Genomic DNA, 24,334 nt, shown 5'->3' with positions numbered 1-24,334 from the left:
AAAGAATAACCAATCTTCAAATTTATATTGAAGACTGGTTATTTTATTTCTGTGCGAATTTTCATCGATTAGATTGGTCTTTATATATATAAGGAGGTTAAGAATGCTGAAACTATCTTATCCAAGATTAAAACAGATATTAATGATAATAATTTTGGCAACGGTTGAGGTACCAAGTAATATTTTATCAAAACGATTAAATGTTAGTACTAGAACTATTCGTAGTGATATAAAGAAGCTGAATTCTGATATTAGTGACTATAAATTAGAAATAATGAATTGCCGAGGAAAAGGATATTATTTAGCGATTAAAGATAACCAACAATTAGATAAATTAAAATGTGATTTGAACAGATTAGATAAGAAAACAAATGTAGATAATTCGGGTAGTAGAATTAAATATATTCTGAACGAATTATTGACCAAGCAAAAACTGATTTCCATTGATAATATTTTGGATAGTTTATATATCAGTATTAATACTTTGAATAAGGATATTATTGATATAAAAGAAATTGCTAATAAATATAATCTACGTATAGTTCATAAAAATAATGGATTATCTTTGGTGGGGAAGGAGGAGAATAAACGTTATTGCTTTATAAATCAATTGGAGAATAAGAATTATAAAGAATATGTTTTAGGATTTACTACCAATGAACGTAGGTTGTTTAATAATATTGATTTGGATACTAATAGTAAAGTAATAAATGCCTTTATAGATAAGGAAATGAAAGAAATTCCTGACTATAATCGTAAAAATATTGTTATTCACGTAATCTTATCCTTATCTAGAATTAAAGCTGGGTATATTTTAAAAGAGTTTAATAGTAATTTGCAGGTATCTCATGGTTTTCAAGATAAATTCGATAAAATGTTTGATAGATTAGAGTTGAATATTGGTAATGAGATAATCTTACCTGAAAGGGAATATGTAAAATATCACATAGGTTTAAATAATCCTCAAATAGTTAATAATTCCAATGAGCCACAAGAAGAATTGATAAGGAAAAGCGTGTTGTTTTTCTTAGATAAAATACGTAATAATTATACATTCAATCTTTTAAATGATGACCTTTTAATAAAAAGTCTGACAGAACATATAAAAGCTGCTATTAAGATAAAATCTTTAGATAGTTCTAGAAAAAATCCTTTATTAGACGTTATACCTTCTACCTTTCCTTTAGCTTATGAAATGACAATCACATCAATAAAAATCTTGGAATGCCAGTTAAAATTTCATTTTTCTAATGACGAATTATCATTTATAACTTTACATATTGGTGCATCTATGGAGAGAAAGTACAGCAATAAGTGGAAGAAGCGCAACGTAGCAATCATTTGTGGATCGGGAACGGCCACAGCCAATCTGTTAAGGGCAAAACTAGAGAATAGATTTAGTAATTATTTGAATATAATAAGAGTTTATTCATATGCAGAGTATTGCAGCTCTCTTTATCCTAAGGAAGTTGATTTCTTGATCTCAACTGTTCCTATATTAAATAGTAAAGTTCCCGTCGTTGAAGTAGACTTATCTAATTTCGCTAACGACAGTAAGGAATTGTATGGCTTCATAACTTCAACATCTAATAACCAACAAATCCTGTACAGTCTATTTAAACCAGAATTAGTATTTATAAATAGTGATTTACAAACACGTCAGCAGGTATTAGATTTCCTATGTGATAAATTGGAAGAACAAGATGTTGTTAGAAGTGACTTTAGAGCCAAAATGTTTAAGCGGGAAAAAATGTATTCAACTGCCATTGGGGGCGGAATTGCTATACCGCATCCTATTAAATTTGCTGCAAAAGTGTCAAATGTAGCATTTTTACAATTAAAAAGGCAAATAGTTTGGGACGATAATGACAATAAGATTCAATTAGTGTTTTTACTAGCAATAAATGAGAAAGAATATCCTAAAATTCAAACATTGTTTAATTTTCTGGCTGATTTACAAAGTGATACTAGGTTTTATAACTCAATCAGTAAGTGCAGTGATTCCAATGAGACAATTAAAGTTATTAATTCGTTTATTCAAAACAATATTAATTAATCTAAAATAGAGCATTTTAATGATCATCAAATTGATTCAGTTTTTTATGTTTTTATGAATTGTTATTTTAGTAAATAATTCATAAGATACTTGTGAAGAAGTTTTTTCTAGTGAAAAATTCTGTAATCAATCCGAGCTAGAACTAAGATAATTGGTGAATATCTAAAAAAGAAATCAGAAGTCTTCTCTAGCGGGAAAAAATAATATGCCTAGGAGACAAGAAATTAAGGAAGTAAACCACTTGAATATATAGTCAGATCACAATTTGTGTAATTAATTGACAATAATAATCTAAGCATATAAAATGTATGAAATATTGAACTAAAAGGAGGTAAGCATATGAAATATCGTGTACAATTAAATACGGATTCACAATTGTTTACCGTTTTGGACAAGAAGAATCCTAGTGTTTCAGCAAACGGTAAGACAATTTCAGAAGCTGTGAATAAACTTCAAAATAAATGAAAAATATTTACCATTAGTTGAGACAGAACCTGATATTATTGGATATCTTTTTTTGGATATTACGATATAAGCGAAGATTAGAAGATCTTAGGCTGAAATCTGAAAACTAAATAGAACATTATATATTATATCTTTTGTATTAAAAAAATCGTTAGTCAATTAAAATTAGCAAAGACAATTTTGCTTTTAATTTAAAAAGTTGAACCATTAGCATATTATGGCACTTTTAAACCTTGAAACTACTGTATTACTGACTTTTTGTAAGTAAGTGATGAACCCTCATACGAATGATATTCACAAAATAAAAGCCTTCAAGTTGGCATTTTCAACCAATTTGAAGGCTTTTTTATTTTTACTGATTTTATTGTATTTCACATAAGGGCATTCAGTTTTTAATAGTTAACAAATAGTTTTTCAAGTACATTTAGCATAGAAATAAGTATCTATTTTCCCCTAGAGTCTTTATTTTTAATAATCAAAACATAAACCATCATTCCGATTAAAAAAATTGTATAAATGGCACTAGCAAACCCAGCATATTCCATAATTACCCAGCCAGTAATTCGTGCACTGGCAATCAAGAGCATTGATAGCACACCAAACATGATAACTTTACGTAATAAGTCTTGATAAACTTCGTTAAATTTTTTTTGATTATTTTTCATAGTAAGATAACTCCTGAGACTAAAGCACCACTAAGGATAGCTAAAAAGTTATTTAGAAAATGAACAGTGATGTCGGCTTTGATATTTTTAGTTCGATAGTAGACTGCAGCTAGGACAATTCCCAAAAGAATTTTTGATAAGGCATAAATCCAGTCAGTTGAAGTACTAAATGGCGCATGAACATAACCAAATAGTAAACCACTGGCTAGTACGGAAATGAGTGGATGATCTACGAAGAACCAATTCATAAAGATGCCACGAAAGAGAATTTCTTCTAAAACGGGAGCTACAAATATTGTGAAAATAATCAGAATGGCAATATTATTTTTTGCTATTAGTTCAAGAGCCTTAACATTATCATTAGTTTCCTTCATAAATGGGATGGTTGCCAAATTAATTAGAACCGTTAGAACAACTGCAATAATAATTATTATCCAAGTTTTTCTGGTAAACCTTTGTGTGGGAAAGTTTTGTGCATGTTGGAAAACTAAAATAATTATCGTTGCAGCGACTATTAATAATAAAATGGTTGCAATCGGTGCGTACTTTAGATATGTAGTATATTTTTCACCAAGTTGTTTTTTATTTAAAGCTAATATACTTAATGGCAATTGTTCCATTAAAAATAAACCTAAAAAGGCTATAATATGAAGTATAACTTTTATAGGTTGATAAGTTTTTTTAGTATTATTCATTAAAATACCGCCTTATTTAATATAATTATTAGAATTTATTGATAATAAGTGCTTTAATACTATAATGCTATAGTTAGATTTAAAGGGAGTGAATAAATGTTCAAGATTGCTCGAGGCAGGATCAATAGTTGGCAAGTACTTGGTGCAGTTATTTTTATGATTTTCCAAGTCGTTGCAACGTTATATATTCCTAATCTTACATCAGACATTGTTAATAAAGGTGTTATCACAGGCGATACTAATTATATCGTACATGCTGGTATACAAATGGTTATTGTATCATTTATAACTGCGATTGCAGCTTTTGGTAATGTTTTGATGGCTTCACAGGCATCACAAGGATTAGGTCGTAAATTGAGATCTGACTTATTCAAAAAAATATTATACTTTACACATGATGAATTCGACAAATTCGAGACATCATCATTAACTACCAGAACTACTAATGATGTTATCCAAATTCAAAACGTTATGATCATGATGTTAAGGATGATGATTATGGCACCAATCATGTTGATTGGTGCAAGTTTTATGGCTTACCAAAAGAATGCGGAAATGACTAAGATTTTCTTAGTTTCAATTCCTATTTTAATTGTTATCGTAGGGTTAGTAATGTTTTTTGCCGTGCCATTATTTAAGGCAATGCAAAAGAAGACTGACCGGTTAAATTTGGTCTTTCGTGAAGGATTGACAGGAGTACGTGTTATTCGTGCTTTCCGTCAGGATAAATTTGAACAAGACCGTTTTAAGGACGCTAATGCTGACTATACTAGCAATGCCGTTAAGGTATTTAGTATTGTAGCCGTTATGTTTCCGGTTGTAACATTGGTTATGAGCGGCACTAATGTCGGAATTACTTGGTTAGGTGCACATTATATTGCTAATCAATCAATGGAGATTGGTAATATGATTGCATTTATGACTTATGCTATGCAAATTTTAATGAGTTTCATGATTCTTTCAATGGTCTTTGTTTTTGTTCCTCGTGCTTCCGCTTCCGCTGCGCGTATCCAAGAAGTATTTGAAACTGAAAGCAAAATTGATGTTGTTGCAAAACCAGCCAAAATAGCAGAAGAACCGGCATTAAGTTTTAATGATGTTAATTTCCGTTATACTGGTGCTGAAAATTTGGCCTTAGCTAATTTGAATTTTAAAGTTACTAAGGGTCAAACTTTAGCCATTATTGGTGGTACTGGTTCAGGTAAAAGTACGTTGATTAACTTAATACCAAGATTTTATGACGCTGAAACTGGTGTTGTGAGTTTAAATGGAACTGATGTTAAAGCTTTGAGTACTGAAGATATCAATGATCGAGTTTCGATGGTTCCTCAAAAAGCTATTTTATTTAAAGGAACAATTCGAGATAACATGGCATATGGTAAAAAAGATGCCACTGACGATGAAATTTGGCATGCTTTGGAAATTGCTCAAGCTGATGATTTTGTTAAGGAATTAGACGGACAATTGGATGGAGAGGTTGAACAAGGTGGAGATAATTTCTCTGGTGGTCAAAAGCAACGTTTGGCTATTGCTCGTGCCTTAGTTAAAGATGCTTCAATTTATGTCTTTGATGATTCCTTCTCTGCGCTTGATTTTAAGACAGATTTGAATTTGAGAACAGCTTTAAAGAATGATGAAAAAATTAGTCAAGCAGTAGTTGTTATTGTAGGTCAACGTATTTCAACTGTTGCTGATGCTGATCAAATTGTTGTGCTTGATGACGGTAAGATGGTAGGACTAGGAACACATCAAGAATTAAAAGAAAATAATAAGACTTACCAAGAAATAATTGAGTCTCAATTAAAGGAGGTTAAGTAATGGCTGAGAAAAAACCTCAATCTTCACCATCAGTAGGTCATGGTCCTGGTAATCATGGACCCGCTGTTGTAGTGAAACCAAAGAATTTCTGGAAAACAAGTGGTCGTTTAGCTAAGTATATGTCAACCTATATCGTTGGAATTATAGTTGTTTTAGCTTTGGCAATTGCTTCAGCTATTTTTCAAATTAAAACTCCTAAAATCTTGGGACAAGCTACTACCGAGATTTATAAAGGACTAATGACTGGTATTGCTCAACAAAAGGCCGGTTTAAAGGTTAATGAGCTACCAATCAACTTTACGAAGATTGAACATATAATCTTTATTGTTATTTTGATGTATTTAGCTTCGGCTGCATTTAGTTTTATTCAACAATTTGTAATGACACGTATATCACAAAGAACCGTTTATAAACTGAGACGAGATTTAAAATCAAAGATGCAAAGGCTGCCAATTGGCTATTATGATTCACATTCAAACGGTGATATTATGTCGCGTGCTATCAATGATATGGATAATATAGCTGGTACATTGCAACAAAGTTTGACGCAATTGGTAACTAGTTCGGTTACATTTGTTGGAATCATCTGGATGATGTTAACAATCAGTTGGAAATTAACACTGATTGCTTTGGCAACAGTTCCATTAAGTTTGATTGTTGTCGGAATTATTGCACCACAATCACAAAAGTTCTTTAAACGTCAGCAAGCATCATTAGGACTTTTAAATAATCAAGTTGAAGAAAATTATTCTGGACACGTGATTGTTAAAAGTTTTAATCATGAACAAGAATCAATTGATGAATTTGAAAAAGAAAATTCAAAACTTTACAAAGCTTCATGGAAAGCTCAATTGATTTCAGGTATCGTTATGCCAATGATGAATTTTATCAATAACTTAGGCTATGTCTTTGTAGCTATGTATGGTGGTATTCAAGTTGCTAATGGTGGAATTGCTTTGGGTGATATTCAAGCATTTTTGCAATATATGAACCAATTTTCTCAACCAATTGCTCAATTAGCTAACTTGACTAATACTATTCAAGCTACAGTTGCTTCAGCTGAACGTGTTTTTGAAATCTTAGATGAACCTGAGATGGAAAACAAAAAGGTTAATGTGCCTGATATTCAAACCGATGACAAGGTTACCTTGGATCATGTTAAGTTTGGTTATGAAGGTAAACCTACTTTGCTTGAAGATTACAATTTAAATGTTAAACCAGGTCAAATGATAGCTATTGTTGGTCCAACTGGTGCCGGTAAAACTACTATCATTAATCTATTGGAACGTTTCTATGAAGTTAATGGTGGGTCTATTAAAATAGGCGGTAAGGACATTCGTAATATGTCACGTGAGGACGTTAGGAGCCACTATGCAATGGTTCTACAAGATACTTGGCTCTTCACAGGTACAATTTACGATAATTTGAAGTATTCACGTGAGGATGCTACTCGTGATGAGATTATTGAAGCTTCTAAAGCGGCGCATGTGGATAATTTTGTTCGTCAGTTGCCAAATGGATACGATACAGTCTTAAACGAAGAGGCTTCAAATATTTCTCAAGGACAAAGACAATTGATTACAATTGCTCGTGCGTTTGTAGCTGATCCTGAGATCTTGATTCTTGATGAAGCAACATCTTCTGTTGATACAAGAACCGAATTACATATTCAACATGCGATGGAAAGGCTTCTTAAAAATAGAACTAGTTTTGTTGTTGCACATAGATTGTCAACGATTCAAGATGCCGATAAGATCATCGTTATGAATCACGGTTCAATTGTTGAAACTGGTAATCATGAAGAACTTATGGCTAAAAATGGCTTTTATGCAGATCTTTATAATTCACAATTTGCAGGAAACGTTAGTTTATAAAATAGGCTATAATGGAACGTGTTTTAAGACACGTTCTTTTTTTTACCATTAAATAATGTGAGGCAAAAAGATGTTTGAAGAAACTAAAGCACAGATTATTGATCTAGCAAATAAACAAGTTGTGCCAGGGGTCAGTTTTGGCTTTATAAATTCAGGTATGACAAGTAGATTTATTTATGGCAATAAGTCATGGGTACCAGAGAAAGAACCTCTCATAGGTAACGAACTGCACGATTTGGCATCTTTAACCAAGGTAATGGGAACAGTTCCTCTAATTATTAAGATGCTAAATAAAAAAATGATTAATTTGCATGATCCAGTACAAAAATATTTACCAAATTTTTCAGATTCACGAGTACAATTGATTCATTTGATTACCCATACGTCAGGCATACATGGCTATATCCCTAATCGAGATATTTTAAGCAGCGATGAATTAATAAAGGCTCTAGAAAATTTGCCGGTCACAGATACTTTTGAAAAAAAAGTCGTTTATACTGACACGGGATTGATTCTTTTGGGGTTAATAGTTGAACATTTTTATAATATGCCAGTACAGGATGCAATTATGAAATATGTGATAGAGCCAGAAGGATTGATGAATGCTACATTTGAGCCTGATCCCGATCTTTGTGTGCCAACATATTCAGTTAATGGAAGAATGTTGTTAGGTGTAGCTAATGATCCTAAAGCACGTCAATTAGGAAAAAGATGCGGTTCGGCTGGGATGTTTGCCACACTAGATGATGTTTTGAAATTTGCTAGTGACATGTTAAAACCAAATAAAAAATTTTTGTATCATAATTATACTGATTTAAACCCTGGCCGTTCATTAGGTTGGGATATTAAACCTGATGGAACAGGTCATGTATTATTTCATACTGGTTATACTGGAGAATTTATTGCTACAGATTATCAGCACCAGAATGCAATGGTTGTGATGACTAATCGAGTTCATCCTAATCAATATAATCAAATATTTTTAGAGCGGCGTGAAACAATTTTGGAATCTTTTTTAAAGGAAAGTAGGTAAGGAGAGAACATGACAAAAGGAAGACTGGAATCCTTTACTGATGCTATTTTAGCTATTATTATGACAATTATGGCTTTGGAAATTCATACTCCATCTGCACCAACTTATAAAGCTTTTGGTACAGTTTTAATACCATTATTTGCTTATTTTGTTAGTTTTTTTGGTCTTACCAATCTTTGGATTGCACATCATCATCTTTTTAAAAATGTAAAATATATTAGCTATCGTTCAGTATTTGCTAATATGTGCTTATTATTTTGGGTCACTATGGTACCGATATCTACTAGTTGGGTTGCCGATTTTCCCCAAAAGGCTTTACCAGAAAGATTTTTTATTCTAGTACAGTTAGGATGGTTCATTTTCATTGATCTATTGATTCATTCAATAGAAAAAGATAATCCCCAAATTAAGGATCGTTTACATATTAGTAACTGGTGGACCAATGTGTTATTTATATTATTTTTAATTTTTCCGTTGCCATATTCCGGATTAGTCATTGGAACATTAGTTATGATTCGAGTGCCGATCTTATGGATTCAGCGAGAGAAGGATCATGAACTTGATTAAAAAATGAGATGAATTTTTATTTAAATAATAAAAAATACCTGCCTAACAACTAAATTAAATAGTTATTAGACAGGTATTTTTGTATAAAAGTGTATTTCATATTATATAGAATTAATTATATTTTACTTAATATACCCTTGGTCTGCTAAAGCTTTACGTAACCCTAGCATAGCAGTATAAGTTGCTAAAACATAAATTTTTCCAGTAGGAACCTTAGGAATTTGTTTAACGAAGTCTTCTATTTCAACCGTTTCAATATTTTTCTTCATATCTAAACCGGCTATTTTAAATCGATAAGTAACATCCTTGAAACGTTTACCACCAGTGATAACTAATGGTATTTTGTTATAATTGAAATCTTCAAAATTAGCATCCCAGATCCAACTAGTATCTATCCCATCAGCATAGTTAGCATTTAGTAGAAAAGCTAATGAATAAGGGTCTTCGTCACTTAGAACAGTTTCAATAACTTGATTTAAACCAACAGGATTTTTAACCAAAATAATATTGACATTTTTACCATCAACATTAATCGTTTCCTGACGACCAAAGACTTTTTCGTCGTAAGCAAAGGCCTTTTGCATCTGTGTGACGCTGATTCCCATTTCGGAGGCAATTGCATAAGCTGCTAAAGCATTATAAACATTGTACTTACCACCAATGTTCATGGTGAATTTGTTTCCGTCAATTTCAAATTCAGTTTTATTGGGTAAGAGAGTAGAAATATCAGTAACTTGGTATTTTAACTCGTTACGTTTGAATCCACAATTAGGACAGAAGTAACTGCCCAAGTTGGCATACGAAATCATGTGGTAATGCATAATGTGATTGCAGTTAGGACATAAAACACCATCAGTATTAGTTGGAGCCTTAAAATTCTCACTTTCATGTCCCTTATCTGAGAAGCCATAATATACTACCTTATTAGGTAATTTCTTGGATGAAAAAATTGCGGCATCACCATTGGCAATAATTGTTGCATTCGGCGCCATTTTGATACCATCGAGAATTTTTTTGTAAGTAGTGTAGATTTCACCATAACGATCCATCTGATCACGGAAAATATTTGTTAGAACAAAATATTTTGGTGTAATGTAACTACAAATAATTGGAACATTAGCCTCGTCAACTTCTAAAACGGCTAATGGCTTCTTAGTTTTCTTGTGATGGGTAACGAAACTGGTCACGATACCTTGAATCATATTGGAGCCGGTTGGATTAGTTAATACGTCATCATATTTTTGAATTAACATCTTATTGATCAAAGATGTCGTCAAAGTTTTACCATTAGTACCAGTAACGATAATGAGATCGTAATCTTTTCCAAGACTTTTTAAAATTTCAGGATCAATTTTATAAGCAATTTTTCCTGGATAGGAAGAACCACCGTTAAAGAATTTACTTAAAATAAAATATGAAGATTTACCTGCTATTGTTGCTATACCTGATTTGAATGTCATTAATAAGAACCCCAAATTAAATTAATTAAAATAATATTATCACATCTAAACTACATTTTACTTGATTTTGTCTGAAATTGGGTAATCTTTGATATGTTCAAGAGCCAATTTTTTCGTTATAATCTCTAAGGACATATTTTTGGAGGCGTAAATTTGGCTCAATTATTTTTTAAATATGGCGCTATGAACAGTGGAAAATCGATTGAGATTTTAAAAGTAGCACATAATTATGAAGAACAAGGTAAGTCAGTTATTTTAATGACTAGCATTTTGGATACTCGTTCCGGCACTGGAAAAATAGAGAGTCGAATGGGGTTGAATCGTGAGGCGATTGCTCTAAAAGATGATTCAAATGTTTTTGAAATTGTTAAAAGTAAGAATCCTAGTGCAGCTTGTGTATTGATTGATGAATGTGAATTCATGACAAAAGCTCAAGTTTTACAGGCAACTCAAGTGGTTGATGATTTGGGAATACCAGTTATGGCATTTGGTTTGAAGAATGATTTTAGAAATGAATTGTTTGAAGGAACAAAATATCTCTTATTGTATGCGGATAAATTGGAAGAAATGAAGACAATTTGCTGGTTCTGTACAAAAAAAGCTACAATGAATATGCGTATGGCTAATGGTAAACCAGTTTATGACGGTGACCAGGTTGTTATTGGTGGTAATGAAATGTATTATCCAGTCTGCCGTCGGCACTATAACCATCCTCCAATGCTAGATAAAGACTAAATAGAAGAAAGGATAGTTAAATTGGATAAAGTATTTGAACAACTTGAAACATTACTCGAAAGATATAGTGAATTACAAGAGTTGATGAGTGATCCTGAAGTTATCAACGATACTAAACGTTATATGGCTTATTCTAAGGAAGAAGCCGATATGCGCGATGTTGTTGCTGCTTTTAAACGTTATAAAGAATTAAAACAAAGTATCAGTGATAGTGATGAGATTTTGCGTGAAACTGATGATTCTGATATGCAGGCAATGGCCAAAGATGAAATGGAATCATCAAAAAAAGAGTTAGATGAAATCGAACATAAAATCACGCTTTTAATGCTTCCTAAAGATCCTAATGATGATAAGAACATTATCATGGAAATTCGTGGAGCCGCTGGTGGGGATGAGGCTAGCTTGTTTGCAGCGGATTTGTTGAGTATGTATAGTAAATACGCTGAAAAACAAGGATGGAGTTTTGATATCATCGATGAAACTGATACGGAGGTTGGTGGTTATAAAGATGTTGCCGTAATGATCACTGGTAATAGTGTTTATTCCAAACTTAAGTACGAAAATGGTGCTCACCGTGTTCAACGTATTCCTTCAACTGAATCCCAAGGACGTGTTCATACATCAACAGCAACTGTTGCCGTTATGCCTGAATATGATGAGGTTGATATTGATCTTGATCCAAAAGATATTAGAACAGATGTTTATCGTTCATCTGGTGCTGGTGGTCAACATATCAATAAGACCTCATCAGCTGTTCGTATGACCCATCTTCCAACAGGAATTGTTGTTGCTATGCAAGATCAACGTTCACAACAACAAAACCGTCAAAAGGCTATGCAAATTTTAAAATCACGTGTCTATGATTATTATGAATCACAAAACCAAAGTGAATATGATGAACAACGTAAATCTGCTGTTGGTACTGGTGACCGTTCAGAGCGTATTAGAACATATAATTATCCTCAAAACCGTGTTACTGATCACAGAATTGGTCTATCTTTAAATAAACTTGATAGAATTATGAATGGTGAACTTGAGGAAGTTATTGATGCTTTAATCGTTGACGATCAAACTAAGAAGCTGGAGCAAATTCAAAGTGGAGAAGCTAAGCTATTCTAATGCCCTGAAAAGGGCTTTTTCTGTGTTAAAGGATCTAAATAAATTTCCTGAAGATGCAGAGTACTTAATGGAAGAATTAAGCGGATTCAATTATACACAATTACAACTTCATCGAAATGATTATGTTCCGAATGATATTATGCGAAAATTTCGTGATGGACTTGCTAGGCTAGGAATGGATGAGCCGGTTCAATATATCTTAGGGTATGCGTATTTTATGGGACGAACATTTTCAGTAAACGAGCATGTACTGATTCCAAGACAGGATACTGAAGACATGGTCCAAAGGATTATTGATGATCATGGTAATAATAAAAAAAGTATCTGTGATATCGGTACTGGTTCAGGAATCATTGCAGTTACTTTGGGATTGGAATTTCCAGATGATGAGATTCTAGCAACCGATATTTCTTCAGATGCACTTGAGGTTGCAGAACTTAATTCTGAAAATTATCAGACTAATAACGTATTTTTTAAACAGAGTGATCTTTTTGCAAAGATTGAACCTCAAAAATTTGATGTGATTGTTTCCAATCCACCCTACATTGCAAAAGATGAAAAAAGGGACATGGATCTCAGTGTAATAAAATATGAACCTGATTTGGCTTTATATGGGAATGATAATGGTTTAGAATTTTATGAGAATATTAGTGAGACAGTTGATAATTTTCTTTCTGATGAGGGAATTTTGTACATGGAGTTTGGTTTTCGACAAAAAGATGCAATAAAACAAATTTTTTGTGATAATTTACCTAATTATGTTGTAGAATTTCATAAAGATATGAGTGGGAATTATCGATATCTAAAAGCTAAAAAGGAGATGTAGTATTGGAAACTGAGATACTCACAAATACACAGATTCAAGCAGCTGCGAATTATTTGGCTCAAGGAAAACTTGTTGCTTTTCCAACAGAGACCGTTTATGGTCTAGGGGCTGATGCTACTAGACCTGATGTAGTTAAGGATGTCTATGCTGCTAAGGGACGTCCCAGTGATAATCCATTGATTGTACATGTTTCAGGACCAGATATGGTTTGGGAATATGCCGATAATGACTATAAAACATTGGCAACTAAGTTAATGGATGAATTTTGGCCAGGTCCATTGACGATCATTATGCCTATTCAACCTGGTAAACTTTCTAAGGCAGTTACGGGGGGACTTACAACTGCTGCTTTTCGGATGCCAAATAATGAGGTTACCTTAAATCTCATTAAAATTTTTGGAAAACCTATTGTAGGGCCTTCAGCCAATACTAGTGGAAAACCTAGTCCAACATTAGCCAAGCACGTTTATCATGATCTACATGGCAAAATTTCTGCCATTTTGGATGATGGTCCAACTAAATTGGGCGTAGAGTCTACTGTAATTGATTTGTCAGTAGATATACCAACAATATTGAGACCAGGGATGATTGATTCGGAGGACTTATTAAAAGTAATTGATAACGTTAATTCTGATCATCATAAAGTTACAGCAACAGAGGTTCCAAAGGCACCGGGAATGAAGTATAAGCATTATGCACCAAGTGCACAGGTTATTATTGTTGATGATGTTAATGACTTTGGAAGAGCTATTAGTGAATATGCTGCTAAAGATGTACCAATGGGTATTATGGCAACAGATGAAGTTTTGCAAAACGTGCCAACTGATATCGAAACTTTCTCTCTGGGAAAGGATGTTCTCAGTGCATCTCGTGAATTATTTGCAGGTCTTCGTCAACTAGATAATGATCATGTAAAGTACATTCTGGCTCAAGGTTTCTCTGATGAGGGGCATGGGGCAGCTTATAGTAATCGTTTGAATAAATCAGCCGGCAATGCACATTATAAAAACTAAGGAGACTAAAAATGTCTAAATTTACAGTATTAAATCACCCATTGATTCAACATAAACTTACAATTATCCGTAACAAGCACACAGGAACAAAGGTATTCCGTGAGGTGGCCAATGAAATTGGTGAACTGATGGTTTACGAAATTACTCGTGATTTACCATTGAAGGATGTTGTAGTTGAAACACCAATGGGTAAATCAACTCAAAAGGTTCTTGCCGGTAAGAAATTGGCTGTTATTCCTATCTTACGTGCTGGTCTTGGTATGGTCGATGGTGTTTTGGAGTTGATTCCTGCAGCTAAAGTAGGACATATTGGTATGTATCGTGATGAAAAGACTTTGAAGCCACACGAATACTTTGTAAAGCTCCCTAGTGATATTGATCAACGTGAATTGTTTATTGTTGATCCAATGCTCGCAACTGGTGGTTCAGCTAACATGGCTATTGAAGCACTTAAAAAGCGTGGTGCTAAACATATGCGTTTAGTTGTTTTGGTAGCTGCTCCAGAAGGTGTCAAGGCTGTTCAGGAAGCACATCCAGATGTTGATATCTATGCTGCTTCACTTGATGAAAAGATTACAGACGATGGATATATCTTCCCAGGATTAGGCGATGCAGGGGACAGATTATTTGGGACAAAATAACTATTTCATTGTTTGAATATATAAAATTTAGTGTTATTATTTTGAGGTATCAATTGTTTTCAATAAGCGAAGAAAGGAGGGTTATTATTGGATGATAAGTATAAGTTTGTTGAATTTTTAGGCTTAAGATTCAATGTTGCAAATGACTTGTCAGTTCTTGTCTCTGCTGTCCTTGTTTTCATTTTGGTGTTTGCATTATCTCGTAAAGTCACCATGAGACCAGGTAAAGCACAGAATGTACTTGAATGGATGATTGATTTTACAAATGGAATTGTAAAATCGGCAATACCAGACGGTTCGGGTAAACAATTCAATCTTTATGCGTTTGTACTATTCCTATTTATCTTTGTTTCTAACCAATTAGGATTGTTCTTTCAATTAAAGGTTGGCGGTTTTACATATGTTAAGTCACCAACATCTAATCCTTTAATTACAATGGGACTTGCGACGGTTTCATTGTTAATATCACACTACTATGCTGTGAAGAAGTTTGGATTCGGTGGTTACTTAGCCAATTATGCGAGACCGGTCAAGTTTTTACTACCAATTAACCTTCTGGAAGAATTTACTAATTTCCTAACATTATCACTACGTCTTTACGGTAATATTTTTGCCGGCGAAGTACTTCTTGCACTTATTGGAACTGTTGCAAAGAGTCTTGGCGCTGTGACATTTGTTGCAGCCATGCCATTAGCTATGGTATGGCAAGGCTTTTCTGTATTTATTGGAGCCATCCAAGCGTACGTATTTACCACCTTATCAATGGTTTATATTTCACGTAAAATGGAACAAGAATAACATTTATTGGAGGATTTTAAATTATGAAGGATATTGCGGCAGCTCTTGCAGCTGGTATCGCTGCTCTTGGAGCATCAATCGGTAACGGACTTGTTATTTCAAAAACTCTTGAAGGTATGGCCCGTCAACCAGAAGTAGCTGATAAGTTAAGAGGAACAATGTTCATTGGTGTTGGTCTTATCGAAGCTGTTCCTATCATTGCCATTGCTATTGCGTTCGTTATTCTTTTCGTTTAATACATACAACTATGGCGCTATAATATAGTCGCCTTTTTATGTTATGTACTTATTAGAAGGGAAGGAGTGAAGAATATTGGCAGGTTTATTAGTTCTCGGAGCTAATCAAGTAGCTTTGGGTGACATGCTTTTCATTCTTATTTCTTTCATCGTTTTAGCACTGTTAGTTAAGCATTTTGCTTGGGGTCCTGTTACAAAGATGATGGATGCTAGATCTGAAAAGATTACTGGTGATCTTGATTATGCGGATCAGGAACGCTCACGTGCTGAAAAGTTGGCAAAAGAACGTGAAGATGCTCTTAAAAATTCACGTGCTGAAGCAGTGGAAATTGTTAATAAAGCTAAGGAAAGCGGTGAGACTCAAGAGAAGTCCATCGTATCCGCAGCTCATAGCGAAGCTGAAGAATTAAGACAAAGAGCAAAATCTGATGCAGCTAAAGCTAGAGAAGATGCTATGGCAGGCGCTCAAAATGACATAGCAAATTTATCTTTGGAAATTGCTTCAAAAGTTATTTCTAAAGAGCTTAATGCAGACGATCAAAAGTCACTAATCGACTCTTATATTAAGGAGTTGACGGTAAATGAAACTAAGTAAAAATCAAGTGGGAAAGCGTTATAGTAAGGCACTTTATGAAGTAGCTGAAGAACAAAATTCCATAGAAGAAATGCTTGAAGATTTAAAATCTTTGAAAACTGTCTATGAAAAGAATCCTAGTCTGAGCTTTGCTTTGGCAGGACGTTCTATTTCTCGCACTGAAAAACTTACAATTTTGGATACATTAAAGAGTCAATTTGGCGAATTAATGCAAGACTTTTTAGGTTTAGTTTTTGACAATAATCGTATGGATTGTATTGTGGAAATTGCCGATGCTTTTATCGAAAAGTATGATGAAGTAAACGGTATCGTTGAAGCAACAGTTACTACTACTATTGATTTGGACGAAGCTCAATCAAAGAACCTTGAATCCGTAATTAAAGATAGATTTTCAGTAAATAAAGTAAATTTAACGAAAATAGTTGATTCAAAAATCATTGGCGGCGTTATAATTCGTGTAGGCGATCAAGTCGTTGATGGTAGTGTCGTGAAGAGATTTAACGATATTAAGAAGACACTATTGGTTAATAATTAAGTCGAGGTGAAAAGAATGAGCATCAAAACTGAAGAGATTAGTTCGCTGATCAAAGAACAGTTAAAGAACTATAAAAATGAACTCTCAGTTGATGAAGTAGGTACAGTTACATACGTCGGTGATGGTATTGCTCGTGCTAATGGCCTTGAAAATGCTATGGCAAGTGAATTGCTAGAATTCCAAGACGGTACTTTTGGTGTGGCTCAAAACCTTGAAAGTGATGATGTTGGTATCATTATTTTAGGTAATTACGATAAAATCCGTGAAGGCGATACTGTTAAGAGAACAGGTCGTATTATGGAAGTTCCCGTTGGTGAATCAATGGTTGGACGTGTCGTAAACTCTTTGGGTCAACCAGTTGACGGTCTTGGAGAAATCAAGACTGACAAAACGAGACCTATTGAATCACCTGCACCCGGTGTTATGCAACGTAAGTCAGTTTTTGAACCTTTGCAAACAGGTTTGAAGGCCGTTGACTCACTTGTTCCTATTGGTCGTGGTCAACGTGAGTTGATCATTGGTGACCGTAAAACTGGTAAAACATCAATCGCTATTGATACAATTCTAAATCAAAAAGATCAAGACATGATTTGTATTTATGTTGCCATTGGACAAAAAGAATCAACTATCAGATCACAAGTTGAAACTTTAAGAAAACATGGCGCAATGGATTATACAATCGTTGTCGAAGCTGGTCCTAGTCAACCAGCCCCAATGCTTTATTTTGCACCATATGCTGGTGCTGCAATGGGTGAGTATTTCATGTATAACGGCAAGCATGTTCTTATTATCTATGATGATTTAAGTAAACAAGCTAATGCTTATCGTGAAATATCACTATTGCTTCGTAGACCACCTGGGCGTGAAGCATATCCTGGTGATGTTTTCTACTTACATTCACGTTTGCTAGAACGTGCAGCTAAGTTGAGTGACGAATTAGGTGGTGGTTCAATGACTGCCTTACCTATCGTTGAAACACAAGCTGGTGATGTGTCTGCTTATATCCCAACTAACGTTATTTCTATCACTGATGGACAGATTTTCTTGAGTAGTGATATGTTCCACTCAGGTTCACGTCCAGCTATTGATGCTGGTACATCTGTATCTCGTGTTGGTGGGGATGCTCAAATCAAAGCTATGAAGAAAGTTGCTGGTACCTTACGTCTAGACCTTTCTTCATATCATGAATTGGAATCATTTGCTCAATTTGGTTCTGATCTTGATGAGGCAACAAAGGCAAAACTAGATCGTGGCCGTCGTACTGAAGAGGTTCTAAAGCAACCTGTACATTCACCAGTCGCAGTTGAAAAACAAGTTTTGATTTTGTTTGCTTTGACAAGAGGATTCTTGGATAAAGTTCAAGTTGAAGATATTAAAGAATATGAAGCTTCACTTTCTGAATATTTCGAGGCAAACCACTCAGATCTCTTACAAACAATCAAAGAAAAAGGTACGTTACCTGATGAAGATACTTTCAAAGCAGCTGTAAAGGAATTTACAGAAAACTTTTTAGCATCAAAATCAGATAGTTCTGATAGCAAGAAAGAAAACTAATACAGGAGGTTTAAATTATGGCTGAGTCCCTTATGGATATTAAAAGAAGAATTTCTTCTACTAAGAAAACCGGTCAAATAACAAGAGCCATGCAAATGGTTTCTGGTGCTAAACTCTCTCGTATTGAAAAGAAATCTATTGCTTATCAATTGTACGCAAAAAAAGTTGAAGACATTGTTAGACATTTGACGGCGGCTGATGTGTTTAAAGAGTTATCAATTGCCGATGATTCCACTGATCCGTTGAGTTTGAATAGTCTTTTAAAGGTTCGTGAAGTTCAAAAAACAGCCTATGTTGTCATTACAAGTGACCGTGGACTTGTTGGTGGATATAATAGTAATATCTTAAAGGCCATGATGGATTTATTCCAAAAGAAATACAAAGGCGATAAGAGTAAATTTACTATTATTTCACTTGGAGCTACTGGAACGGAATTCTTCAAGGCACGTGGTTTTGATGTATCTTATGAATATACAGGTTTACCTGATATTCCTACAGTTGAAGATATCACACCGATTATGAAAGCAATTTTGAATATGTATCAGGCTGAAGTGTTTGATGAAATCGATATTTGCCATAATCATCACGTTAATTCATTGGTTTCTAAGTTTACAACTGACAAATTATTGCCATTAACTGAACCTGATGATGTTACCGCTGAAGAACAACAAGTTGCCAGTGAATATATCACAGAACCTAATCCTAAAGCAGTTTTGTCTGCAATTGTGCCTCAATATATTGAGTGTTTGGTTTTAGGAGCAATGATGGATGCAAAGACAGCAGAGCATGCTGCTTCTGTTACTGCTATGAAGAGTGCGACTGATAATGCTGATGATTTGATTTCTGAATTATCATTGCATTATAACCGTGCCCGTCAATCTCAAATTACTACAGAGATCACTGAAATTATCGGTGGTGCTGCTGCACTTGAATAGTTTAGAAAGGAGCCAAATTAATGAGTAAAGGTAAAGTTATTCAGGTAATCGGACCAGTTGTCGATGTTGAATTTCCATTAGATGGGGATTTACCAGAAATTAACGATGCACTAAAAGTTAACACAAACAACGGATCTGAAATTACCCTTGAAGTTGCCCTAGAATTAGGTGATGGCGCCTTGCGTGCTATTTCCATGAGTTCTACCGATGGACTTCAAAGAGGTGCTGAAGTAGTTAATACTGAAGGTCCAATTTCTGTGCCAGTTGGTAAAGAAACTTTGGGTCGTGTGTTTAACGTTTTAGGTGATGCAATCGATGGAGGCAAGCCATTTGATGCTGACTTCCCAAGAAAGAGCATTCACCGTCAAGCACCTGCTTATGATCAATTAAATACATCAACAGAAATTCTTGAAACAGGTATCAAAGTTATTGATCTTCTAGAACCATACATTCGTGGTGGTAAAGTTGGTTTGTTCGGTGGTGCCGGTGTTGGTAAGACTGTTTTAATTCAAGAATTAATTCATAATATTGCCGAAGAACACGGTGGTATTTCTGTATTTACTGGTGTTGGTGAAAGAACACGTGAAGGTAATGACCTTTATTATGAAATGAAGGAATCTGGTGTTCTTGCTAAAACAGCCATGGTTTATGGTCAAATGAATGAATCACCTGGTGCTCGTATGCGTGTTGCCTTAACAGGTTTGACAATTGCTGAGTACTTCCGTGACGTTGAAGGACAAGATGTATTATTGTTTATCGATAACATCTTTAGATTTACCCAAGCTGGTTCTGAGGTTTCAGCTTTGCTTGGTCGTATGCCTTCAGCCGTTGGTTATCAACCAACATTGGCTACAGAAATGGGTCAATTGCAAGAAAGAATCACTTCTACAAAGAAGGGTTCAATCACATCAATTCAAGCCGTTTATGTTCCTGCCGATGATTATACTGATCCAGCTCCAGCCACAACTTTCGCCCATTTGGATGCTACAACCAACTTGGAACGTAAATTGACACAACAAGGTATCTATCCAGCCGTTGATCCTTTGGCATCAACATCATCAGCTTTATCTCCTGATATAGTTGGACAAGAACATTATGATGTTGCTACACAGGTTCAAGAGGTTCTTCAAAGATACCATGAACTTCAAGATATTATTTCTATTTTAGGTATGGATGAATTATCTGATGAAGAGAAAACTGTTGTTGCCCGTGCAAGACGTATTCAATTCTTCTTATCACAAAACTTCAGTGTTGCTGAACAATTTACTGGTAAGCCTGGTTCATACGTTCCTGTTGCTGAAACAGTAAAAGATTTCCATGCTATCTTAGATGGTAAATATGATGATGTTCCTGAAGATGCCTTCAACGGTGTCGGTGGAATTGAAGATGTTCTAGACAAAGCTAAGCAGATGGGTTGGAAACCAGCTGATGCAGATGATGCTGCACAAGCCGTTGCCAATTAACGATAGGAGGAGATAATATGGCTGAAAACATAATGACGGTCAATATTGTTACTCCCGATGGTGTTGTTTATGATCATCATGCAAAACTCGTTGTTTTGAGTACTATTGATGGTGAAATTGGTGTCATGGCTCATCATGCTCCAATTATTGCTCCTTTAGTTATTGATGAAGTCCGTGTCCGTCGTGTGGACAAGCCTCATCATGAAGACTCAATTGCTGTAAATGGCGGGTTCTTGGAGTTTAGCAATGATCTAGTCTCAATCGTCGCCAATAGTGCCGAAAGAGCTAGAGACATTGATTTAAGACGTGCCGAGTATGCTAAGCAAAGAGCTGAGAAAACAATCAAAGTTGCTGAAGAAAAGCACAACATTGATGAATTGGCTCGTGCTCAAGTATCCTTGCGTAAAGCTGTTAACAGAATTAACGTAAGTGGACACAGAAATAGTTAATTAAGAAGACTGAGAAAAAAAACTCAGTCTTTTTTTGTGTCTTAAATTAATCTAAAGTATTTGTTGCAATGACTACATGTGAAGAAAAAAATGTTATTATTAAAAAAAGTGAGGTTTATAAAATGACAAACATAGGGATAAATGCCATAATAACGCTTATAAGTCATGTTATATTTATTTGGATTAGTTTTAATGCTTTACAAGTTGTAGATTGGAAAAAGATATATAACAAAACCAATCCTAAAATGTTACAATTACTTGTAGCGTTTATTGCAATCGCTCTTGGTTATACAGTAAGCTCTTTTTTTATGAGTATTTTTAGTCTATCTCAAAATATAGCCTTGCTTTTTAAATGATTCCAGATTTTTGGAGGAGAATATTGTGCAACAAATAATCGTAAATGGACCTACGCAATTAAAGGGAACTGTCAGAATTGAGGGTGCTAAGAATGCCGCCTTACCAATATTAGCGGCGACTATTTTAGCATCTAAGGGTAAGACCTTGTTAACTAATATTCCTCCGTTATCGGATGTAATTACAATGTCCAAAGTTTTGAAGGCCTTAAAAGCTGATGTTTCATATGATGAAGTTGATGAAGTATTAACAGTTGATACTAGCAAAGGAACAGGTACTACTGCTCCTGAAGATCTAGTAGATAAAATGCGTGCCTCAATCGTTGTTTTAGGTCCGCTATTGGCTAGAAATAAAGAAGCACACGTTGCTATGCCTGGTGGTTGTGCTATTGGTTCAAGACCAATTGATTTACATATCAAAGGTCTTGAAGCCATGGGTGCAAAATTTAGTCAAAATGGTGGTTATATTGATGCCACAACTGATGGTTTGCATGGAGCTAATATTTATTTAGATTTCCCAAGTGTTGGTGCCACACAAAATATTATGATGGCTGCCACTTTAGCCAATGGAGAAACAATCATTGATAATGCGGCTAGAGAACCTGAAATTGTTGATTTAGCTAATATATTGAGCAAAATGGGTGCTAATGTCACTGGCGCTGGAACTAATACGGTCCGCATTACTGGTGTTTCTAGTTTACACGGTTGTGAGCATTCAATTATGCAAGATCGTATAGAAGCTGGAACTTTTATGGTTGCGGCTGCTGTAACTAATGGTGATATTTTCATTAAGGATGCCGTAGCAGCTCATAACCGTCCTTTGATTTCTAAATTAATGGAGATGGGTGTTTCTGTTAAAGAAAATGATGAAGGAATACGTATTATTGGTACTAATCAATTAAAGCCTGTTGATGTAAAAACATTGCCACATCCTGGTTTCCCAACTGATATGCAGGCTCAGATGACTTTAGCTCAATTATTGAGTGTGGGAACAACTGTTATGACAGAAACTGTTTTTGAAAATAGATTTATGCATTTTCCTGAATTTGGAAAGATGCAAGCTGATTATAAGATCGAAGGTAATTCTGTAATTATGTTCGGTCCTGCCCAACTAAGTGGTGCTAACGTTTCTGCTACTGATTTGCGTGCTGCTGCAGCACTTGTATTAGCAGGGTTAGTTGCTGAAGGTGAAACAAGAGTTTCCAACCTTCAATATTTGGATCGAGGATATTATCATTTCACTGAAAAACTAAGAGATTTAGGTGCTAAAATTAGACGAGTTTCAATTGATGAAACTGGTAGAGAAAGTTTAGTCTTTAATACAATACCAAGTATTACCAAATTGGCTTAGAATTGTCTTAAGAAAGTGGATTTATCACTTTCTTTTTTTTATTGACAATTTAATGATTAGGCTGATTATGATATACTTTTTGTGTTTAGATTTTGGAGGATATAGTATGTCAAAATATCTAGGAATTGATTTGGGTACAGCAAATGTACTTATTGATGTAAAAGGCGATGGAATTGTTTTGAATGAACCTTCCGTTGTAGCAATTAATACAAATAATAACGATGTCGTAGCAGTTGGTAAGGATGCCTATATGATGGTTGGTAGAACTCCAGCTAACATTAAGGCTATCCGTCCCTTAAAGGATGGTGTTATCGCTGACTTTGATATTACTGAAAAAATGCTTCAATATTTTATCGAAAAATTAAATGTTGGGAGTCGTTTTTCAAAGCCTACAATAATGATTTGTGCTCCAACAAACGTTACACCAGTTGAACAAAAATCTATTATTGAAGCAGCTGAACAAGCTGGTGGCGGAAAGGTTTATTTACAGTTAGAACCTAAAGTGGCTGCTGTTGGTGCTGGTTTGGATATTTTTAAGCCACAAGGTAATATGGTTATTGATATCGGTGGTGGTACAAGTGATATTGCAGTTATTTCAATGGGTGACATTGTAACTAGTCAATCATTACGTTTTGCTGGTGATAAGATGACAGGTGCCATTCAAGCATATATCAAACAACATCATAATTTGATAATTGGTGAAAGAACTGCTGAACAGATTAAGATAGAAATCGGCTGTGTTATGGATGCCGATGAAAGTAAAACTTTCTCTGCCAGTGGTATTGATATTGTGTCAGGTTTGCCAAAAGAAATTACAACTAATGAAGTTGAGATTCAAGAAGCGTTAGCAGATGGTGTAGATCAAATTGTCAGTGCTGCTAAAAACGTTTTAGAGCAAACGCCTCCAGAACTATCAGGAGACATTATCGATCGTGGTATCATGCTCACAGGTGGTGGAGCACTATTGAAGAATCTTGATAAATTATTATCTGAGAAATTGCAAGTGCCCGTTCTTTTGACGGATAGTCCACTAGATTCAGTAGCATTGGGTACAGGTGTGTTGTTAGATCATATCGAAAAACATAAGAAATACTAGGA

Annotated in this window: 25 protein-coding genes; 22 read left to right on the top strand and 3 right to left on the bottom strand. The window is 34.6% G+C overall.

What is annotated here, in order from left to right:
* Positions 1 to 103: 103 nt before the first annotated feature.
* Together CBP76_RS12710 and CBP76_RS13530 are read left to right on the top strand one after the other, a co-directional pair.
* A complete protein-coding gene (locus CBP76_RS12710) occupies positions 104 to 2,056 on the top strand; it encodes a BglG family transcription antiterminator (protein ID WP_102197233.1) in 1,953 nt (650 codons plus the stop codon).
* Between the two features lie 339 nt (positions 2,057 to 2,395).
* Entirely contained in the window at positions 2,396 to 2,521 is a 126-nt protein-coding gene (locus CBP76_RS13530; RefSeq protein WP_281258487.1) for a hypothetical protein, read from the top strand.
* 443 nt (positions 2,522 to 2,964) lie between these two features.
* Here CBP76_RS13530 and CBP76_RS12705 read toward each other — a convergent pair whose 3' ends face one another.
* Entirely contained in the window at positions 2,965 to 3,186 is a 222-nt protein-coding gene (locus CBP76_RS12705; protein ID WP_102197232.1) for a hypothetical protein, read from the bottom strand.
* Complete coding sequence (locus CBP76_RS12700; protein WP_102197231.1) at positions 3,183 to 3,881, bottom strand: CPBP family intramembrane glutamic endopeptidase; 699 nt, start codon at positions 3,879 to 3,881, stop codon at positions 3,183 to 3,185. Before CBP76_RS12700 ends, CBP76_RS12705 begins: the two co-directional genes overlap by 4 nt.
* 96 nt (positions 3,882 to 3,977) lie before the next feature.
* Between CBP76_RS12700 and CBP76_RS12695 the strand changes: the two genes are divergently transcribed.
* From CBP76_RS12695 to CBP76_RS12680, 4 genes are all read left to right on the top strand, one after another.
* Positions 3,978 to 5,699 (top strand): ABC transporter ATP-binding protein, encoded by a 1,722-nt coding sequence (locus tag CBP76_RS12695; protein WP_102197230.1) that lies wholly within the window; start codon positions 3,978 to 3,980, stop codon positions 5,697 to 5,699.
* Positions 5,699 to 7,573, top strand: a complete 1,875-nt coding sequence (locus tag CBP76_RS12690) for an ABC transporter ATP-binding protein (RefSeq protein WP_102197229.1) — start codon at positions 5,699 to 5,701, stop codon at positions 7,571 to 7,573. Before CBP76_RS12695 ends, CBP76_RS12690 begins: the two co-directional genes overlap by 1 nt.
* Positions 7,574 to 7,643: 70 nt before the next feature.
* On the top strand, positions 7,644 to 8,606 hold the full coding sequence (locus CBP76_RS12685) for a serine hydrolase domain-containing protein (protein WP_102197228.1): 963 nt from the start codon (positions 7,644 to 7,646) through the stop codon (positions 8,604 to 8,606).
* Positions 8,607 to 8,615: 9 nt separating this feature from the next.
* Positions 8,616 to 9,173: a TMEM175 family protein gene (locus CBP76_RS12680; protein ID WP_102197227.1), complete on the top strand. Its 558-nt coding sequence runs from the start codon at positions 8,616 to 8,618 to the stop codon at positions 9,171 to 9,173.
* A gap of 122 nt (positions 9,174 to 9,295) precedes the next feature.
* Here the strand turns inward: CBP76_RS12680 and CBP76_RS12675 are convergent, their stop codons facing one another.
* Positions 9,296 to 10,633, bottom strand: a complete 1,338-nt coding sequence (locus tag CBP76_RS12675; RefSeq protein ID WP_102197226.1) for a Mur ligase family protein — start codon at positions 10,631 to 10,633, stop codon at positions 9,296 to 9,298.
* Between the two features lie 153 nt (positions 10,634 to 10,786).
* On the opposite strand from CBP76_RS12675, the gene CBP76_RS12670 reads away from it, so the two are divergent.
* From CBP76_RS12670 to mreB, 16 genes are all read left to right on the top strand, one after another.
* The gene (locus CBP76_RS12670) at positions 10,787 to 11,368 is read left to right on the top strand and encodes a thymidine kinase (RefSeq protein WP_102197225.1); all 582 of its coding nucleotides are present in this window, start codon (positions 10,787 to 10,789) and stop codon (positions 11,366 to 11,368) included.
* Between the two features lie 21 nt (positions 11,369 to 11,389).
* Complete coding sequence (gene prfA, locus CBP76_RS12665) at positions 11,390 to 12,487, top strand: peptide chain release factor 1 (RefSeq protein ID WP_102197224.1); 1,098 nt, start codon at positions 11,390 to 11,392, stop codon at positions 12,485 to 12,487.
* Complete coding sequence (gene prmC / locus CBP76_RS12660; protein ID WP_102197223.1) at positions 12,465 to 13,313, top strand: peptide chain release factor N(5)-glutamine methyltransferase; 849 nt, start codon at positions 12,465 to 12,467, stop codon at positions 13,311 to 13,313. The genes prfA and prmC overlap by 23 nt, the downstream gene beginning before the upstream one ends.
* 2 nt (positions 13,314 to 13,315) lie before the next feature.
* Positions 13,316 to 14,326 carry an L-threonylcarbamoyladenylate synthase gene (locus CBP76_RS12655; protein ID WP_102197222.1) on the top strand — a complete coding sequence of 337 codons (1,011 nt, stop codon included), beginning with the start codon at positions 13,316 to 13,318 and terminating at the stop codon, positions 14,324 to 14,326.
* A gap of 11 nt (positions 14,327 to 14,337) precedes the next feature.
* Positions 14,338 to 14,967 (top strand): uracil phosphoribosyltransferase, encoded by a 630-nt coding sequence (upp, locus tag CBP76_RS12650; protein ID WP_102197221.1) that lies wholly within the window; start codon positions 14,338 to 14,340, stop codon positions 14,965 to 14,967.
* Between the two features lie 87 nt (positions 14,968 to 15,054).
* Positions 15,055 to 15,765, top strand: a complete 711-nt coding sequence (atpB, locus tag CBP76_RS12645; RefSeq protein WP_102197220.1) for a F0F1 ATP synthase subunit A — start codon at positions 15,055 to 15,057, stop codon at positions 15,763 to 15,765.
* Positions 15,766 to 15,788: 23 nt separating this feature from the next.
* Positions 15,789 to 16,001, top strand: a complete 213-nt coding sequence (gene atpE / locus CBP76_RS12640) for a F0F1 ATP synthase subunit C (RefSeq protein WP_010020175.1) — start codon at positions 15,789 to 15,791, stop codon at positions 15,999 to 16,001.
* Between the two features lie 73 nt (positions 16,002 to 16,074).
* Positions 16,075 to 16,596 (top strand): F0F1 ATP synthase subunit B, encoded by a 522-nt coding sequence (atpF, locus tag CBP76_RS12635; protein ID WP_425430311.1) that lies wholly within the window; start codon positions 16,075 to 16,077, stop codon positions 16,594 to 16,596.
* Complete coding sequence (gene atpH / locus CBP76_RS12630) at positions 16,583 to 17,131, top strand: ATP synthase F1 subunit delta (RefSeq protein ID WP_102197219.1); 549 nt, start codon at positions 16,583 to 16,585, stop codon at positions 17,129 to 17,131. Before atpF ends, atpH begins: the two co-directional genes overlap by 14 nt.
* Before the next feature lie 15 nt (positions 17,132 to 17,146).
* Positions 17,147 to 18,685, top strand: a complete 1,539-nt coding sequence (atpA, locus tag CBP76_RS12625; protein WP_102197218.1) for a F0F1 ATP synthase subunit alpha — start codon at positions 17,147 to 17,149, stop codon at positions 18,683 to 18,685.
* Between the two features lie 17 nt (positions 18,686 to 18,702).
* Positions 18,703 to 19,620: a F0F1 ATP synthase subunit gamma gene (locus CBP76_RS12620; RefSeq protein ID WP_102197217.1), complete on the top strand. Its 918-nt coding sequence runs from the start codon at positions 18,703 to 18,705 to the stop codon at positions 19,618 to 19,620.
* A gap of 20 nt (positions 19,621 to 19,640) precedes the next feature.
* The gene (atpD, locus tag CBP76_RS12615; protein WP_102197216.1) at positions 19,641 to 21,083 is read left to right on the top strand and encodes a F0F1 ATP synthase subunit beta; all 1,443 of its coding nucleotides are present in this window, start codon (positions 19,641 to 19,643) and stop codon (positions 21,081 to 21,083) included.
* Positions 21,084 to 21,100: 17 nt separating this feature from the next.
* The gene (locus CBP76_RS12610; protein WP_102197215.1) at positions 21,101 to 21,532 is read left to right on the top strand and encodes a F0F1 ATP synthase subunit epsilon; all 432 of its coding nucleotides are present in this window, start codon (positions 21,101 to 21,103) and stop codon (positions 21,530 to 21,532) included.
* Positions 21,533 to 21,654: 122 nt separating this feature from the next.
* Entirely contained in the window at positions 21,655 to 21,888 is a 234-nt protein-coding gene (locus CBP76_RS12605; protein ID WP_102197214.1) for a DUF1146 family protein, read from the top strand.
* 25 nt (positions 21,889 to 21,913) lie between these two features.
* Positions 21,914 to 23,236: a UDP-N-acetylglucosamine 1-carboxyvinyltransferase gene (murA, locus tag CBP76_RS12600; RefSeq protein WP_102197213.1), complete on the top strand. Its 1,323-nt coding sequence runs from the start codon at positions 21,914 to 21,916 to the stop codon at positions 23,234 to 23,236.
* Between the two features lie 106 nt (positions 23,237 to 23,342).
* The gene (gene mreB / locus CBP76_RS12595) at positions 23,343 to 24,332 is read left to right on the top strand and encodes a rod shape-determining protein (RefSeq protein ID WP_102197212.1); all 990 of its coding nucleotides are present in this window, start codon (positions 23,343 to 23,345) and stop codon (positions 24,330 to 24,332) included.
* Positions 24,333 to 24,334 lie beyond the last annotated feature (2 nt).

This window comes from Companilactobacillus nuruki, assembly GCF_002872255.1.
In the GTDB taxonomy this organism is placed as follows: Bacteria; Bacillota; Bacilli; order Lactobacillales; family Lactobacillaceae; genus Companilactobacillus; species Companilactobacillus nuruki.
Note: the sequence above shows the minus strand (reverse complement) of the source record. Positions and strands in the feature narration are given on the sequence as shown.

What these genes read in the sequence shown, in the direction of transcription:
- CBP76_RS12710 (WP_102197233.1), top strand. Translation starts at nt 104, where the DNA reads ATGCTGAAACTATCTTATCCAAGATTAAAACAGATATTAATGATAATA.
- CBP76_RS13530 (WP_281258487.1), top strand. Translation starts at nt 2,396, where the DNA reads ATGAAATATCGTGTACAATTAAATACGGATTCACAATTGTTTACCGTT.
- CBP76_RS12705 (WP_102197232.1), bottom strand. Translation starts at nt 3,186, where the DNA reads ATGAAAAATAATCAAAAAAAATTTAACGAAGTTTATCAAGACTTATTA.
- CBP76_RS12700 (WP_102197231.1), bottom strand. Translation starts at nt 3,881, where the DNA reads ATGAATAATACTAAAAAAACTTATCAACCTATAAAAGTTATACTTCAT.
- CBP76_RS12695 (WP_102197230.1), top strand. Translation starts at nt 3,978, where the DNA reads ATGTTCAAGATTGCTCGAGGCAGGATCAATAGTTGGCAAGTACTTGGT.
- CBP76_RS12690 (WP_102197229.1), top strand. Translation starts at nt 5,699, where the DNA reads ATGGCTGAGAAAAAACCTCAATCTTCACCATCAGTAGGTCATGGTCCT.
- CBP76_RS12685 (WP_102197228.1), top strand. Translation starts at nt 7,644, where the DNA reads ATGTTTGAAGAAACTAAAGCACAGATTATTGATCTAGCAAATAAACAA.
- CBP76_RS12680 (WP_102197227.1), top strand. Translation starts at nt 8,616, where the DNA reads ATGACAAAAGGAAGACTGGAATCCTTTACTGATGCTATTTTAGCTATT.
- CBP76_RS12675 (WP_102197226.1), bottom strand. Translation starts at nt 10,633, where the DNA reads ATGACATTCAAATCAGGTATAGCAACAATAGCAGGTAAATCTTCATAT.
- upp (WP_102197221.1), top strand. Translation starts at nt 14,338, where the DNA reads ATGTCTAAATTTACAGTATTAAATCACCCATTGATTCAACATAAACTT.
- atpE (WP_010020175.1), top strand. Translation starts at nt 15,789, where the DNA reads ATGAAGGATATTGCGGCAGCTCTTGCAGCTGGTATCGCTGCTCTTGGA.
- atpH (WP_102197219.1), top strand. Translation starts at nt 16,583, where the DNA reads ATGAAACTAAGTAAAAATCAAGTGGGAAAGCGTTATAGTAAGGCACTT.
- atpA (WP_102197218.1), top strand. Translation starts at nt 17,147, where the DNA reads ATGAGCATCAAAACTGAAGAGATTAGTTCGCTGATCAAAGAACAGTTA.
- CBP76_RS12620 (WP_102197217.1), top strand. Translation starts at nt 18,703, where the DNA reads ATGGCTGAGTCCCTTATGGATATTAAAAGAAGAATTTCTTCTACTAAG.
- atpD (WP_102197216.1), top strand. Translation starts at nt 19,641, where the DNA reads ATGAGTAAAGGTAAAGTTATTCAGGTAATCGGACCAGTTGTCGATGTT.
- CBP76_RS12610 (WP_102197215.1), top strand. Translation starts at nt 21,101, where the DNA reads ATGGCTGAAAACATAATGACGGTCAATATTGTTACTCCCGATGGTGTT.
- CBP76_RS12605 (WP_102197214.1), top strand. Translation starts at nt 21,655, where the DNA reads ATGACAAACATAGGGATAAATGCCATAATAACGCTTATAAGTCATGTT.
- mreB (WP_102197212.1), top strand. Translation starts at nt 23,343, where the DNA reads ATGTCAAAATATCTAGGAATTGATTTGGGTACAGCAAATGTACTTATT.